We start from the raw sequence: 15860 nt of genomic DNA, 5'->3' as shown, positions 1-15860 counted from the left end.
CAGCTTGGTAGAGTACTTGGTTTGGGACCAAGGGGTCGCAGGTTCGAATCCTGTCTTCCCGATGATGACTAGCAACCGTGAGTTGCTTTTTATTTTGTCTAACTCTTTGTCAACTTCGTGGACCAAATTGATGTCCTTTTTTTATTTCTCACAATCTAAAAAGAACACTGTTTACTATTCAGAACGGTAAGAGATTCTTTAAAATAGAATAACTGGGGAGCACGAGTTGTCTTCTCTTTTTCATTTGTGAATGCTAGGTCTATTTCTTTAAATGTTTAGATTACTAGAAAAATGTTTATTGGTTTATTTTTGTTATAATGGGATTATGAAGATGCTAAATGATAAGATTTCGGTTTTACCTGGTGTGTGGGCCAAGTCTGCTGAGAAATTTTTAAGATTAGGTTTGGAGTCGGTAGAGGATGTATTGGTTTATTATCCATTTCGTTATGAAGATTTTCAGGCTAAATCTGTTTTTGAGTTAGTGGATGGCGAAAAAGCTATGATTACTGGTGAAGTAGTGACGCCAGCTAATGTTCAATATTATGGTTCTAAGAGGAATCGCTTACGTTTTTCAATAAAGCAGGGGGAGAATGTTATTTCGGTTTCATTTTTTAATCAGCCTTATTTAGCGGATAAGATTCAGATTGGACAAGAAATCGCTATATGGGGGAAATGGGATGCGACTAAGGTAGCACTGACTGGGATGAAGATCTTGGCTCAGAATGATGAAGATTTGCAGCCTATTTATCATGTGGCCCAAGGTATTTCCCAGACTAGTGTCATCAAGCTAATAAAGAGTGCTTTCAGTCAGGGCTATTTAGATTTGATAGAAGAAAATATTCCACAAGTATTATTGGATAAGTACCATTTGTTAGAGCGAAAATCAGCTATAGCTGCTATGCATTTTCCAAAAAATTTAGAAGAGTACAGACAGGCGCTTCGTCGAATTAAATTTGAAGAATTATTTTATTTTCAGATGGATTTACAAATGGTTAAATCCAGTAATCGAGTGGTTTCTAGCGGAATTGCTATTTCTTTTGATGAGGTTAAGCTCAAGGAAGAAATAGCCAAATTGCCTTTTGAATTAACCGAAGCACAGTTTAGTAGTTTGGCTGAAATTTTGGCAGATATGAAATCGGGAGCTCATATGAATCGTCTCTTGCAGGGAGATGTTGGTTCTGGTAAGACAGTTGTTGCTGGTTTGGCAATGTATGCAGCTTTCACCGCTGGCTTTCAATCTGCTTTAATGGTTCCTACAGAAATTTTGGCGGAGCAACATTTTGAATCATTGTCAACGCTGTTTCCAGATTTATCCATTGCTTTGCTGACAGGTGGGATGAAGGCTGCGGTGCGTAAGACGGCTTTAGCAGCAATTGAAAACGGTCAGGTGGATATGATTATTGGGACGCATGCTCTAATTCAAGATGCGGTGCCCTATCATAAGCTAGGTTTAGTTATCACAGATGAACAACACCGATTCGGTGTTAATCAGCGGCGTATTTTACGGGAGAAAGGGGAGAATCCTGATGTACTGATGATGACTGCGACGCCTATTCCCCGAACTTTAGCGATTACGGCTTTTGGAGAAATGGATGTGTCCATCATCAATCAATTGCCTGCGGGGCGCAAGCCTATCATTACTAGATGGGTCAAACATGAGCAAATGCCAGTGGTTCTTGAGTGGATGGATAAGGAATTAGTGGGTGGTGCTCAAGTCTATTTTATTTCTCCTTTGATTGAAGAATCGGAAGTCTTAGATTTAAAAAATGCTGTTGCACTTGAAGAAGAACTGGCAGAATATTTTGCAGGTCGGGCACAAGTCGCTCTTCTTCATGGAAAAATGAAGAACGACGAAAAAGAAGCGATTATGCAGAAATTCAAAGATGGCAGGACCGATATTTTAGTGTCTACAACGGTCATTGAGGTTGGAGTCAATGTTCCCAATGCGACGATTATGGTCATCATGAATGCGGATCGGTTTGGTTTGAGTCAGCTCCATCAGCTACGTGGACGTGTTGGACGGGGGCACAAGCAGTCCTATGCTGTTTTGGTAGCGAACCCTAAGACAGAATCTGGAAAGAATCGCATGAAAATCATGACCGAAACGACAGATGGGTTTGTTTTGGCTGAAGAAGATTTGAAGATGCGTGGTTCTGGTGAAATTTTTGGAACCAAGCAGTCCGGTTTGCCAGAGTTTCAGGTGGCCAATATTGTCGAAGATTTTGCTATTGTGGAAGAAGCTAGACGGATGGCAGCAGAAATTACGGCAGATCCTCATTGGTCAAATGATTCCCGATGGGCCATTTTAGTAAAGAATATGAATGAAAAAGGAAATTTAGATTAAAGAAAAAAGAGGCTAGGACAAGAATCCTAGCTTCTTATTTTTATTTCATTTTAATGATAAGACACAGTGGTTGAGTGACATGCAATATACTGAAAAATCAGCTTTTCCATACTACTCAACTGTGCGGAGGTGGGAGTAAAACAGATTATTGGACTGTTGTAGGTCAGTACCCGAAAATGAAAAAGTACTGAAAAATCGAATTTCTACGAAATGACCTATTTTTGTCCCACTCTCTTTTTCAGGTTAAGATTTTCAGTTTATAAGTGAGTGATACGGTGTCAAAAGCAGTGAGAGTAATTAGCAACTTCAGACTTTAGATGGATAGTGTTAACTGCCTAGTTTGAGTTTATCCTTCGATATAGCTAGCCAGTTCTTTGTCTTTTAATCCAGCATTTAAAGCGATTAGAAGTTTGATACGAGCTTTTTGGGCATTCAATTCTTTGACAAAGAGAATGCCTTTTTGATGTAACTCAACTCCTCCTCCCTCATAAGAATAAACAGGCTCTGCTATGCCATTGAAGCAACGAGAAACGAGAACAATGGGAATATTTTGTTCTAATAAGCGTGTCAAACTTGGTAAAATAGCTGGAGGAAGATTACCAGCACCCAAGGCTTCAATAACTAGTCCAGAGATATGTTGACCAGAGAGGCAATCAAGCAAGACGGTATCCATATCAACGTAAGCTTTGATAATAGGAACGGTACCTTTTATAGCTTCCAGATGGAAACGAACACGTGACTCTGCATTTTTAAAGTAAAGTATTTCACGTTTGGTCACTAACCCAAGTGGTCCGTGTGTTGGCGTCTGGAAGGTAGATACATTGGTCGTATGGATTTTGGTCACGTACTTAGCAGCATGGATTTCATCATTCATGACGAGGAGAACACCTTTATCAGCCGTTTTAGGATCAGAAGCTACCCGAAGAGCGTTTAGATAATTATAAACCCCATCACTACCTAGTTCATTTGAGGAACGCATCGCGCCAGTTAAGACGATTGATTTAGATGGAATATCCATGGTATCTAGGAAATAAGCTGTTTCTTCTAGTGTATCGGTTCCATGCGTAATCACAAATCCATCATAATCTTCTTGCTCGCTACGGATTTTTTGGTAGAGTTTGAGCATATTTTCAAAAGTCATATGAGGACTTGGGAGATTGAAAAAATCCACAGAAAGAATTTCTAAGTGTTCAAATGGGCTATTGACTTGCGTCATAGGATTAACTGTGCTAGAGGAGACACTTCCTCTATGGTCCGCTTCCATGGAGATGGTGCCACCTGTGTGTAAAACTAATATTTTTTTCATGAAGTTTCAGGATCTTTCAAATTATGCTATACTAATTGTAACATAAAACAGGGGAAGAAGGTGATATGGTTGGTGATTAAAGCGGTGTTTTTCGATATAGATGGGACCTTACTGACAGATAATCGAACTGTTCGTCAATCAACCATTTCGGCTATCAATTCCTTGAAAAAAATAGGAGTTTTAGTGGGGCTGGCAACAGGTCGAGATCCACGATTTGTCCTTAAATATATGGCATCTTTGGGCTTGGATTTGGCCATTACTTATAATGGTCAATATATTTTCTCACGTGATACAGTATTACATGAGCAAGAATTGGTCACGTCAGATGTTAAGGCTATCATTGAGTATGCAAAGGCTCATAAGAAAGATGTAGCACTTGGACGGGCGACAGGATATGTGGGCAGCAGTATCCCTAACATGGGGATGGGAAATTTCTCCTATATGGTAACTCGTTTCGTTCCTAAGTGTTGGACGGGCTCTATCAATTTTATCTTCAATCGATTGTTTAGAAAGGTCAGCCCTCAAACGAAGGAAGAGTTGCATGCCTTGTTAGGTCAGCCAATTTATCAGATGCTTATCCTGTCAACAGAACGAGAAATGAAAAAGTTACAAGGAACATTTCCAAATTTGAGTTTTACACGCTCAAGTTCCTACGCGACGGATGTTATTTCTAAGGGAATGTCTAAGTTGGAAGGCATCAAGTTAGTTGCTGCGCATTATGGCTTTGGGTTGGACCAAGTAATGGTATTTGGTGATTCCAATAATGATGTCGAGATGTTGTGTGGTATTCCTCATTCGGTGGCCATGGGCAATGCGACACGTAAGGCAAAAAAATCAGCAGCTTATGTGACGACTTCCAATAACAAAGATGGTATCTTGCAAGCTATACAATATTTTGGTGTTCTTGAGGGAGAAGGGAGTCACTTTTCTTAATCTGTCTAATATCAATGTCTTGCATGCACAGAGAGAGGACAAAATACTCGAATTTATGACATAAAACAACCGTTCATCGGGCAGACGTTAAAGGGGAAGAAATAGGCGAATCTCTGGGTGCGACTGCTTTCCATTAAGTAAAGTTTGAGGGAGTAGGTAAAGCCCACCATGCTTCAGGAGATAAGATTGCAACAAAGACCAGAAGAAATGAAGCATACGATAGGAATAGTGGATGGCCTGATTGATTTGCTGTCTTTTCCTTAGGGATCATTTGCTTTGATAGGAGTAGACTAGGAACTGATTTTTGATATGGTAAAAAACGGTTGAGCAAGATGTTTCTTAATGGAAAAACGCCTTTTAATCCTGTCACTCATAAAATGTTTAGACTGGATGGTTGAGAGAAAAAATACGTTTCGGAGCTTCTTGTTGAGGTGGAATGGGAGCAAGATGTAGCAGGTCGCTTAAAAATAGAGGCAAATAGTTGCATCAATCTTTATATAGTGATATTCTTGTTTTAATAATAAAAGGATGGCCCAGTTATGAGTTCAGAAACTATTCGTAATCAAGTAGAAGATCACTTGTTGACACCACAAAATGAAGCTTTTATAGCCATTGATTATCGACCAATACAAGTACAATCTATCAAGTCGATGGACAGTGATGAATTGGTTCACAATATTATTAAGACTGCAAAAATTGCAAAATTATATGATTTGCCAACCATTTTATCAACCGTAAATGTTTCGACTGGTGCTAATAAACCTCAAATTGATGAGTTAACTCAAGTTTTCCCTGATATTGAGCCGATTGACCGCACAACCATTAATTCTTGGGAAGATACCGACTTCAAAGAAGCCGTTGAAGCTACGGGTCGTAAAAAATTGGTCATGACTGCGCTTTGGACAGAAGCTTGTCTTAGTTTTCCTGCTCTAGATGCTGTTAAGGAAGGCTATGAAGTGTATGCTGTGGGCGGAACTAGTAAAGTTGCTCATGAAACAGCTCTACGCCGTATGGAACAAGCAGGAGTTAAATTGATTTCTTGGGTTCAATTAGCATGTGAACTCCAACGTGACTGGAATCGTACGGATACAGCCGAAGAATTCGCTACTATTTTATTTAAAGACTAGTAGTGTAGAGACAGAACTTTCATTTCATATATAGATAAGAAGTTTCCCCAATAAAAAGTGACCCCTTTCAGATGTTTGGAAGGGGTCATTTTTTATGGTGTTTTATAAACTTTTATCGGCATTTCGTACGACCAAGAGGTCAATATTCGCATGGCGGAGAATGTACTCAGATGAAGAGCCAATTAGCAGGCGCTCAAAGGCATTGAGACCTGTAGCACCGAGAAGCATGAGATCAGCTCCAGTTTGTTCGGGAATATCTACAGCTAAGAGTGTCTTAGGATTACCAAATTCAATGACGATTTGGACATCTTCTAGACCTGCATTGTGTGCTTTTTGTTGGTACTCTGCTAATAAATCTTTTGCTTCGTTTTCCAAAGATTCGTAGACAGAGGCATCAAATGCAGCAACATTATGAAGGGCACGTGTATCAATGACATGCGCGATAATCAAACGTGCTTGATTTCGTTTTGCGACATGAATGGCTTTGTGGAGTGCCAATTCGGCTCCAGTAGAGCCATCTACAGCTACCAAAATAGTGTGATAAGTTTGAGTCATAGTGTCTACCTCCTTATGACGAGAAGGGGAGCGAGTGCTCGTGTGCGAAGATAAATGAATATCAAAATATTTTCTATCTATATTGTAAACCTTCTCACTCAAAAAGTAAACTCTTTCTTGTTATTTTCTGAATTTTGAGCTAAAATAATAGCATTAGAAAGTCGAGGAAACGACCATGAGACAATTTGATAAATCGATGAAATTAGACCATGTGGCCTATGATATTCGTGGACCCGTATTGGATGAAGCCAATCGTATGCGCGCCAATGGTGAAAAAATTCTTCGTTTAAATACAGGAAATCCAGCCGAGTTTGGCTTTACAGCGCCAGATGAAGTTATCCGTGACTTGATTACCAACGCTCGAAATAGTGAAGGATATTCCGATTCAAAGGGGCTTTTTTCTGCTCGTAAAGCTGTTATGCAGTATTGCCAACTCAAGAATTTTCCTGAGGTAGATGTGGAAGATATTTACATGGGAAATGGGGTTTCTGAATTGATTTCTATATCTATGCAAGCCCTCTTGGATGATGGGGATGAGGTCTTGGTACCTATGCCAGATTATCCTCTTTGGACAGCTTGTATTAGTCTAGGTAGCGGACATGCAGTTCATTATATCTGTGACGAAGCAGCTAGCTGGTATCCAGATATTGCTGATATCAAGTCTAAAATTACTCCTCGCACCAAGGCCATTGTTATTATCAACCCAAATAATCCAACAGGCGCTCTATATCCTAAAGAAGTTTTGGAAGCAATCGTCGAGATCGCGCGTCAAAATGAGTTAATTATTTTTGCGGATGAAATCTACGATCGCTTGGTAATGGATGGTGGAGAGCATGTGGCAATTGCTAGTCTTGCACCAGATGTTTTTTGTGTGTCCATGAATGGTTTGTCAAAATCTCACCGCGTAGCAGGGTTCCGTGTTGGCTGGATGGTTTTGTCAGGTCCTAAAAAGCATGTTAAAGGTTATATTGAAGGCATCAACATGCTGGCTAATATGCGTTTGTGCTCAAATGTTTTGGCGCAGCAGATTGTTCAAACCTCGATGGGAGGTCGACAATCTATAGATAAACTCTTGCTACCTGGTGGTCGGATTTATGAACAGCGGAACTTTATTTACAATGCCATCAATAATATTCCTGGTTTGTCAGCAGTTAAACCTCAAGCAGGCCTCTATATTTTCCCGAAAATTGATCGCGAAATGTACGCTATTGAAGACGATGAGCAGTTTGTCTTGGATTTCTTGAAGCAAGAGAAGGTCATGTTGGTACATGGTCGTGGGTTTAATTGGAAGGATCCAGAACACTTCCGTATTGTGTATTTGCCAACGGTGGAAGAATTAGGCGATTTAGAGGAGAAAATGGCACGTTTCCTTCACCAGTACCGTCGTTAACATTTATATGAATAATCTTTCTCTAAAAAGTGTTTAAACATGCATTTTTTAGAGATTTTTTGTTGAAAGGATAATATTATTGAATAATATGCAATTTTCTGATAATTGTTGAAATTCAGCGTGATTTTTGGTATAATGTGAACAATTATAGTGTAAAGAGGAAAATATGGTTACTTTATTAGAAAAAACGCGAGACATTACTTCGATTTTGAAGCGTTCTGAGGAACAATTGTCAGAAGAATTGCCATACAACACCATAGCGGAGCATTTGTCAGATATTATAGACTGTAATGCTTGTATCTTCAATAGCGAGGGTGAAGTTTTGGGCTACTTTATGAAGTATAAGCTTAACAATGATCGTGTTGAGGAATTTTTCACATCTAAGCAATTTCCAGAGGACTATATCAAGGCTGCAGGTCGTGTTTATGATACCCAAGCCAATTTATCTGCTGAAAGTGAGTTGACGGCGATTCCAGTTGAATTGCGTGAAACCTATCCAGATAGTGTAACGACCATTGCTCCCATTCATGTGACGGGGATTCGTTTTGGTTCGCTCTTGATTTGGCGTAATGATGGTCAATTTAGTGATGATGATTTGATCTTGGTAGAGATTGCTTCCACCGTAGTCGGGATTCAATTGTTGAATTTCCAAAGAGAAGAAGATGAGAAAAATATCCGTCGTCGTGCCGCAGTGACTATGGCAGTTAATACTCTATCCTACTCAGAAATGAAAGCTGTTTCAGCTATCTTGGGAGAGTTGAATGGAAATGAGGGGCAATTAACCGCTTCTGTCATCGCTGATCGTATAGGAATTACACGCTCTGTTATTGTCAATGCTCTTCGTAAATTAGAGAGTGCAGGAATTATTGAGAGTCGCTCGCTTGGAATGAAGGGAACTTATCTGAAGGTCCTGATACCAGCCATTTTTGACGAAATTAAGAAACATGACTATTAATAGATAGAACAGAAAATTGAAATTCGTCTTGAAGCACAGCTTTTCACCCTATGCATCCCGACAACCATCATAGCATCTACAATCTAGAATACAATCATTGCTAGTAACCTTTTCAGCTGTGACAAATTGAACAGAGAAAAATGATCCTTTTTTCAATGATCCTAAAAATGATTTGAGAATTGAGAACATTTAAGAAAAAAGATATATTTCAATTGTATATTTTGATGGTCTTGGAACATAGAAGAGCGAATAAAGGATTTCAGTCTTTAAAATGAGATATAAGAAAACACTCCTTGCAATCTAGTAACATAGATTCGGGAGTGTTTTTTTGTATTTGAAATTATTTTTTTACAATCAAATCTAAAGCTTGTTGAAGTTTGGATTCTTGTTGGTGAATATCCAAGTTGGGATCTTGGAGGGCGAGGGTGATTTGATTGCTGATGACAAGTCCCAAGGTGCGATTGATACTTGAGCGAACAGCAGTGAGTTGAGTGACAATGTCAATACATTCTTGTTCATCTTCAATCATTTTTTGGATGCCTCGGAGTTGACCTTCAGCTCGCTTGAGGCGATTAAGGATATCTTTTTTTTCTGCTTTCATCTGGGTTCCCTTTCTGTTATTTCATTATACGGACGAGGGGGTCATTTGTCAATCTAGAATGGTTGCAATCTTTCTGGTTGACATTTGTATTGTTTATATGCTATCATTTGAATATACCCCAGTGGGTATAAAAAAGAAGTAGTCATGTTTCGTTTTTTTAAAAAAATATTTCCCAAGTCATCGGAGAGTATTTCTACCGACGAATTAGAAGCCATTTTGAAAGATGAGAAAGTTCGATTGTTGGATGTTCGAACTCCTAAAGAATACCGTAGCGGGCATATTCGTCAGGCCAGGAGTTTTCCTTTGGACCTAATTCCGACTTATCAAGAATCTAAAGATGGAAAAATATATGTGATTTGTCAGTCTGGTATGCGAAGTAAACGCGCGGCAAGTATGTTGGCAGCAAAAGGTTATGAAGTCATTAATGTGAGAGGTGGCATGTCCGCCTATCATGGGAAAATAGTTGGATGAAAATAGGATGAAAATCGTTATTGTGGGTGGTGTAACTGGCGGTATGTCGGCAGCAACTCGTTTGCGTCGTCAGATGGAAGATACGGAAATTATTGTTTTTGACAAGGGACCATATGTGTCCTTTGCGAACTGTGGTCTTCCTTTCCATGTTTCAGGGGAGATTGAGAAACGCTCTAGTCTTTTGGTGCAAACTCCAGAACGTCTTAAAGCTCGTTTTGAGCTGGATGTCCGTCCAGAAACAGAGGTTCTGGCTATTGATCCTGATTTAAAAGAAGTAACAGTCCGCACTAAGTGTGAAACTTATACGGAGAGTTATGACAAGCTTATCTTGTCACCAGGGGCTAAGCCTTTTGTCCCACCAATGGAAGGCTTAAATGAAGCAACAAATGTTTTTACTTTGCGTAATATTCCTGATTTAGATAAGATTATGGCTCAGTTAAAACATACAACTTCTGGTCAAGCAACGGTTATTGGGGCTGGATTTATCGGTCTTGAAATGGCTGAAAGTCTAGCTAAGAAGGGTATCAACGTAACTCTCATTGAAAAGGCTCCTCATGTGTTACCACCTTTAGATGAGGAAATGGCAGCTTTTATTGAAGCGGAATTGGTCCAAAATGGTATTAAAGTTATTACGGGACAATCAGCACAAGTTTTCAAAGATAATGGGAAAATCCTTGTCATGGAAGATGGTAGTGAACTAGAATCTGATTTGACAATTTTGTCTGTAGGTGTGCAGCCAGAAAATAATTTGGCTAAAGACGCGGGCGTTGAATTAGGTCTACGTGGTGGAATTTTAGTAGATGAAAATTACCAAACTAATCTAGCAGATATTTATGCGGTTGGGGATGCCATTGTAGTTGAGAACTAGATTACTGGTCAGGATGCTCTCATTTCCCTTGCTAATCCTGCTAACCGTCAGGGGCGTCAGGTGGCAGATGTCATTGCTGGACAGAAGCGTGCAAATAAGGGAAGTATTGGAACTGCAATTTGATATGGCAGCTGCTTCAGCCGGACTGAGTGAGCGTGTGGCTCGTCAATATTTCGAAGATGTCGCTGTGGTACACACGACAGGAAATGACCATGCAGGCTATTATCCAGGAGCGACATCTATTACCATGAAATTAGTTTTTAATCCAAAAACTGGGGTCATCTACGGTGCTCAGGCTGTTGGTAAAAAGGGTGTAGATAAGCGAATTGATATTCTGGCGACCGCTATCAAGGCTGGTTTGACCATCTTTGATTTACCAGAGTTAGAGTTCACCTATGCTCCACCGTTTGGCTCTGCTAAAGATCCTGTTAACATGATTGGCTATGCAGCTAGCAACTTGGCGGAGGGTTTCAGGGAGTGTGTTTAGTGGTATGAATTGCAGGATGAGTTAGCCAAGGGAAAGATTTTGCTAGATGTTCGGAATCCAGAAGAAATATTGGCTGGTCGATTCCCTGATGCGATTCATATTCCCCTAGATAATCTGCGAGCGCATCTGGATGAACTGGACAAGAACAAGGAATACATTGTCAGCTGTCATAGTGGTTTGCGCTCTTATATTGCGGAGCGGATTCTCAAGCAAAATGGCTTTACTGTCGCGAATTTGGACGGAGCCTATTCTCTTTATAGTACGGTAAGGCCGGAGGAGTTACTTCATGATTAAAAATGATGATATTGCGGATATTGTTGTTGATTTGGAGGCTAAGAATTTAAATATGGTGGATGTTCGAAAAGTCTATGAATATGAAGCTGGTCATGTGCCAGGTGCCATAAATCTTCCTTTGAGCGAATTAGTGGCTCGTTATGCTGCGTTACCTAAGGACAAACCTTACCATATCATTTGCCAAACGGGTGGTCGCTCTATGCAAGTTTGTGCTTTCTTAGCAGGTCAAGGTTGCGATGTGACAAATATTATTGGTGGAACTAGTGCCTGGATGGGCAAATTAGAAATTTAAAAAACAAAAGGCGTGGGAAGATTTTCCGGCCTTTTTTGATTGCTAGATTCCGTATTTTTAGTCTAAAAAATCAATGAGAAATATGGTATAATGATGAGAATGATATTGGAATGATAGAGGAGAAACCAATGAAGATTTCTGAAGAAGAAGTACGTCATGTGGCTAAGTTATCCAAGTTGTCTTTTTCGGATGCGCAAACAGCTGAATTTGCGACGACTTTGTCAAAAATTGTGGATATGGTTGAGCTACTAAACGAAGTAGATACGACTGGTGTATCAGTTACAACTACTATGGCGGATCGAAAAACAGTCATCCGTGAGGATGTGGCAGAAAAAGGAACGGACCGAGCTCTGCTATTTAAAAATGTACCTGAAAAAGAGAACAACTTTATCAAGGTACCAGCTATCTTAGAGGACGGAGGAGATGCGTAATGTCATTGCATAATAAAACGATTGATGAGTTGCATGATCTCCTGGTTAAGAAGGAAATTTCTGCGACGGAATTGACCAAAAACACACTTGAGAATATCAAGGCGCGTGAAGAAGCGGTGGGTTCTTTCATTACGATTGCGGAAGAAGCTGCGCTAGCACAGGCTAAGCTGCTTGATGAAAAAGGGATTGACGCGGACAATGTCATGGCAGGGATTCCCCTTGCAGTCAAAGATAATATTTCTACAAATGGAATCTTGACGACAGCAGCTTCTAAAATGCTCTACAACTATGAGCCCATTTTTGATGCGACAGCTGTAGCAAATGCTTATAGCAAGGACATGATTGTCATTGGGAAAACCAACATGGATGAGTTTGCCATGGGGGGGTCAACGGAGACGTCCTACTTCAAGAAGACAAAGAACGCATGGGACCAAAACAAGGTTCCTGGTGGATCATCAGGTGGTTCAGCGACAGCTGTTGCCTCAGGTCAAGTCCGCTTATCATTGGGGTCTGATACAGGTGGTTCTATCCGCCAACCTGCAGCCTTTAATGGCGTTGTTGGTCTCAAGCCAACTTATGGAGCAATTTCTCGTTATGGATTGATTGCTTTTGGTAGCTCACTGGATCAGATTGGTCCTTTTGCGCCAACTGTTAAGGAAAATGCGCAGCTTTTGAATGTCATTGCTAGCAGTGATGCCAAAGATTCGACCTCTGCACCGGTGCAGATTGCAGACTATACTTCAAAAATTGGTCAAGATATCAAGGGGCTCAAACTTGCTCTTCCAAAAGAGTATTTGGGTGAGGGAATTGATCCAAAAATTAAGGAAAATATCCTCGAAGCAGCTAAGCATTTTGAAAAATTAGGTGCGACCATTGAGGAAGTTAGCCTGCCACACAGCAAGTATGGGGTTGCGGTTTACTACATTATCGCATCATCAGAAGCCTCTTCAAACTTACAACGCTTTGATGGTATTCGCTATGGATTCCGTGCGGAAGATGCTAAAAATTTGGACAAGATTTATGTCAATACTCGTAGCCAAGGTTTTGGTGACGAGGTCAAACGCCGTATCATGCTTGGAACTTTCAGCTTATCATCTGGTTATTACGATGCTTACTTCAAGAAGGCTGGTCAAGTGCGGACTTTGATTATTCAAGATTTTGAAAAAGTCTTAGCGGATTACGATTTGATTTTGGGACCAACGGCTCCAACTGTTGCCTTTGATTTGGATGGTCTTAGTCATAATCCTGTTGCTATGTATTTGGCGGATCTTTTGACCATTCCTGTCAACTTGGCAGGTCTTCCTGGGATTTCAATTCCTTCTGGATTTGTTGATGGCTTGCCAGTTGGTTTGCAGCTGATTGGACCAAAATATGCTGAAGAGACCATTTATCAAGCGGCAGCAGCATTTGAAGCGACAACAGATTATCACAAAAAACAACCGGTTATTTTTGGAGGTGAAAACTAATGAACTTTGAAACCATTATCGGGCTTGAAGTCCACGTGGAACTCAACACCAATTCCAAAATTTTCTCTCCATCATCTGCTCATTTTGGACAGGATCCAAATGCCAACACAAATGTCATCGACTGGTCATTTCCTGGGGTCCTTCCTGTCATGAACAAGGGCGTGATTGATGCGGGGATCAAGGCGGCCTTGGCGCTCAATATGGACATTCATCAGCACATGCACTTTGACCGTAAGAATTATTTTGGATTAACATCTCGCTTGAAGATGGTTCAACTAAAAAAATTCGTGTAGAACGGGCCCATTTGGAAGAGGATGCGGGTAAAAATACCCATGGCACAGACGGTTACTCTTATGTGGATCTCAATCGTCAGGGTGTGCCATTGATTGAAATTGTATCAGAAGCGGATATGCGTTCGCCTGAGGAAGCTTATGCTTACTTGACAGCCCTTAAAGAAATTATCCAGTACACAGGTATTTCGGATGTGAAGATGGAAGAGGGCTCTATGCGTGTTGATGCCAATATTTCCCTTCGTCCCTACGGTCAGGAGAAATTTGGTACTAAGACAGAATTGAAAAACTTGAATTCATTCTCTAATGTCCGTAAAGGCCTGGAATTTGAAGTGGAGCGTCAAGCAAAAATCTTGCGTAGCGGAGGCGTGATTCAACAAGAAACACGTCGTTATGATGAGGCCAATAAAGGAACTATCCTCATGCGTGTGAAAGAAGGCGCAGCGGATTACCGATATTTCCCTGAACCAGACCTTCCACTTTTTGAAGCGTCGTGCAGAGTATGTGGAAAAATTGGGCTTGTCTGATTATGATGCTGGCCAATTGACTGCGACTAAGGTCCTGTCAGACTTCTTTGAAGCAGCTGTTGCTAAAGGCGGAGATGCTAAGCAAGTGTCTAACTGGCTTCAAGGGGAAGTTGCTCAGTTCTTGAATGCGGAAGGAAAAACGATTGAAGAAATTGCTTTGACGCCAGAAAACTTGGTGGAAATGATTGCCATTATCCAAGACGGTACCATTTCATCAAAAATCGCTAAGAAAGTTTTTGTTCACTTGGCGAAAAATGGTGGTTCTGCGCGTGAATACGTGGAAAAAGCAGGTTTGGTACAGGTATCGGATCCAGCAGTCTTGATTCCAATTATTCATCAAGTCTTCGCCGATAACGAAGCAGCTGTTGCTGACTTCAAGTCTGGTAAACGGAATGCGGATAAGGCCTTTACAGGATTCCTTATGAAGGCGACGAAAGGACAAGCCAATCCACAAGTAGCCCAACAATTATTAGCGCAAGAATTGCAAAAATTATTAGAAGAATAAAAGAGATAATTGCTCAGCGATTGCTGGGCATTTTTTAATAACTACTTTCACGTATGGTTAATTGAGTACCTAATTTAATCATGCGGGGATGGTAATCTTGAGGTTGGGCTAAGAGAATGCTAAGCAGGTCAAAAGCCTGCGCCCCCATTTCTTCGGTAAATACGGTAACACTAGATAGTCTCGGATAGACTTGTTTTGTAATGGCAGTATCATTGAATGAGATGAGTTGGACGCGGGAAGGAACAGGGATATTCGCTTCTTGGAGCGCACGGAGGGCACCAACAGCCAAGGTATCACTTGCGGCAAAAAATGCGTGTGGCAAATCATTCCCCAGCTCCGCTATTGCCTTGGACATGAGGTCGTAACCGGACTGAGCAGAGAAGTCACCGATATAGACATTGCGAGCCTTGTAGAGTTTTAGGTCGGTCATGTGCTGCTTAAAGGTGCGAAAACGAGGGTCAATCAACCCTAATTGGCGGTCAGCGGTTTTTTCTTCTCCTGCAATGAGTCCGATGTCTGTTATACCTTGATGGCGGAAATGTTCAATGACTTGGACGACAGAACGGTTGAAATCAGTTGTCACGCAGGAAAAGCCATCACTTAAGGTATCGCTATCGACGAAAGCAAGATTTTTTTGCAGATGAGCTAATTCTTTAATCTGTGAAGGACTAAATTTTCCGATAGCAATCATGCCATCAGCTTCTTGTAAGGCTGGATCGGTTAAGTCATTGAAGCTACGAATCAGCCTATATCCTCGCTTTCTGAAAACCATTGTATGATAGCAATCAGAGGTGAAACATCTGTCATTGGCGGTTTTTTAAGATGTTTAGTATAGCCGAGATGTTGGGCAATCTTAAGAATATTTTCTCGAGTCTCTGGACTAACCGACATCGTTTGATCCTGTTTAAGTACACGAGAAACAGTTGCCGGCGAAACCTTAGCTCTTTCGGCAATTTCTTTAATAGTAACCATAAAATCCCTCACTCTATATTTTATCTTATTATATCACAAAAACTAG

12 protein-coding genes and 3 pseudogenes are annotated in these 15860 nt (G+C 40.7%); 11 read left to right on the top strand and 4 right to left on the bottom strand.

The genetic code is table 11. The features are described 5' to 3' along the window. Nucleotides 1–325 precede the first annotated feature (325 nt). Nucleotides 326–2344 carry an ATP-dependent DNA helicase RecG gene (gene recG, locus AEX56_RS05630; protein ID WP_049618293.1) on the top strand — a complete coding sequence of 673 codons (2019 nt, stop codon included), beginning with the start codon at nucleotides 326–328 and terminating at the stop codon, nucleotides 2342–2344. Between the two features lie 346 nt (nucleotides 2345–2690). On the opposite strand, the gene AEX56_RS05625 is transcribed toward recG, so the two are convergent. Continuing rightward, nucleotides 2691–3650 carry an asparaginase gene (locus AEX56_RS05625; protein ID WP_049618198.1) on the bottom strand — a complete coding sequence of 320 codons (960 nt, stop codon included), beginning with the start codon at nucleotides 3648–3650 and terminating at the stop codon, nucleotides 2691–2693. Nucleotides 3651–3722: 72 nt separating this feature from the next. Here AEX56_RS05625 and AEX56_RS05620 point away from each other — a divergent pair, with 72 nt between their 5' ends. Then, nucleotides 3723–4583, top strand: a complete 861-nt coding sequence (locus tag AEX56_RS05620; protein WP_236682983.1) for a Cof-type HAD-IIB family hydrolase — start codon at nucleotides 3723–3725, stop codon at nucleotides 4581–4583. A gap of 539 nt (nucleotides 4584–5122) precedes the next feature. Further along, nucleotides 5123–5710 carry a hydrolase gene (locus AEX56_RS05615; RefSeq protein WP_049618197.1) on the top strand — a complete coding sequence of 196 codons (588 nt, stop codon included), beginning with the start codon at nucleotides 5123–5125 and terminating at the stop codon, nucleotides 5708–5710. A 102-nt stretch (nucleotides 5711–5812) separates the two neighbouring features. Here AEX56_RS05615 and AEX56_RS05610 read toward each other — a convergent pair whose 3' ends face one another. After that, on the bottom strand, nucleotides 5813–6265 hold the full coding sequence (locus tag AEX56_RS05610) for a universal stress protein (RefSeq protein WP_049618196.1): 453 nt from the start codon (nucleotides 6263–6265) through the stop codon (nucleotides 5813–5815). Nucleotides 6266–6440: 175 nt separating this feature from the next. Here AEX56_RS05610 and AEX56_RS05605 point away from each other — a divergent pair, with 175 nt between their 5' ends. Next, nucleotides 6441–7655: a pyridoxal phosphate-dependent aminotransferase gene (locus tag AEX56_RS05605; protein ID WP_049618195.1), complete on the top strand. Its 1215-nt coding sequence runs from the start codon at nucleotides 6441–6443 to the stop codon at nucleotides 7653–7655. A 166-nt stretch (nucleotides 7656–7821) separates the two neighbouring features. Continuing rightward, entirely contained in the window at nucleotides 7822–8610 is a 789-nt protein-coding gene (gene codY, locus AEX56_RS05600; RefSeq protein WP_049618194.1) for a GTP-sensing pleiotropic transcriptional regulator CodY, read from the top strand. Between the two features lie 340 nt (nucleotides 8611–8950). Here the strand turns inward: codY and AEX56_RS05595 are convergent, their stop codons facing one another. Then, nucleotides 8951–9211, bottom strand: coding sequence for a metal-sensitive transcriptional regulator (locus tag AEX56_RS05595; protein WP_049618193.1), 261 nt, complete (start codon nucleotides 9209–9211; stop codon nucleotides 8951–8953). A 144-nt stretch (nucleotides 9212–9355) separates the two neighbouring features. Between AEX56_RS05595 and AEX56_RS05590 the strand changes: the two genes are divergently transcribed. The 6 genes and pseudogenes from AEX56_RS05590 to gatB all read left to right on the top strand — a co-directional run bounded on the left by AEX56_RS05590 (nucleotide 9356) and on the right by gatB (nucleotide 14842). Then, nucleotides 9356–9682, top strand: coding sequence for a rhodanese-like domain-containing protein (locus AEX56_RS05590; RefSeq protein ID WP_049618192.1), 327 nt, complete (start codon nucleotides 9356–9358; stop codon nucleotides 9680–9682). A 7-nt stretch (nucleotides 9683–9689) separates the two neighbouring features. Then, nucleotides 9690–11331: pseudogene (locus tag AEX56_RS05585) on the top strand (FAD-dependent oxidoreductase). Continuing rightward, entirely contained in the window at nucleotides 11324–11623 is a 300-nt protein-coding gene (locus tag AEX56_RS05580; protein WP_049618191.1) for a rhodanese-like domain-containing protein, read from the top strand. Before AEX56_RS05585 ends, AEX56_RS05580 begins: the two are co-directional and overlap by 8 nt. A gap of 128 nt (nucleotides 11624–11751) precedes the next feature. Further along, on the top strand, nucleotides 11752–12054 hold the full coding sequence (gene gatC, locus AEX56_RS05575) for an Asp-tRNA(Asn)/Glu-tRNA(Gln) amidotransferase subunit GatC (RefSeq protein WP_049618190.1): 303 nt from the start codon (nucleotides 11752–11754) through the stop codon (nucleotides 12052–12054). Continuing rightward, nucleotides 12054–13520: an Asp-tRNA(Asn)/Glu-tRNA(Gln) amidotransferase subunit GatA gene (gatA, locus tag AEX56_RS05570; RefSeq protein WP_049618189.1), complete on the top strand. Its 1467-nt coding sequence runs from the start codon at nucleotides 12054–12056 to the stop codon at nucleotides 13518–13520. Before gatC ends, gatA begins: the two co-directional genes overlap by 1 nt. Continuing rightward, nucleotides 13520–14842: pseudogene (gatB, locus tag AEX56_RS09265) on the top strand (Asp-tRNA(Asn)/Glu-tRNA(Gln) amidotransferase subunit GatB). The gene gatA and the pseudogene gatB overlap by 1 nt, the downstream one beginning before the upstream one ends. A 34-nt stretch (nucleotides 14843–14876) precedes the next feature. On the opposite strand, the pseudogene AEX56_RS05560 reads toward gatB, so the two are convergent. Next, nucleotides 14877–15814 (bottom strand): annotated as a pseudogene (locus AEX56_RS05560) (LacI family DNA-binding transcriptional regulator). Between the last annotated feature and the right edge of the window lie 46 nt (nucleotides 15815–15860).

Origin of the sequence: Streptococcus sp. X13SY08 (assembly GCF_001182825.2) — a bacterium.
Taxonomy (GTDB): domain Bacteria; phylum Bacillota; class Bacilli; order Lactobacillales; family Streptococcaceae; genus Streptococcus.
This window is presented reverse-complemented; position numbering and strand designations above follow the sequence as displayed.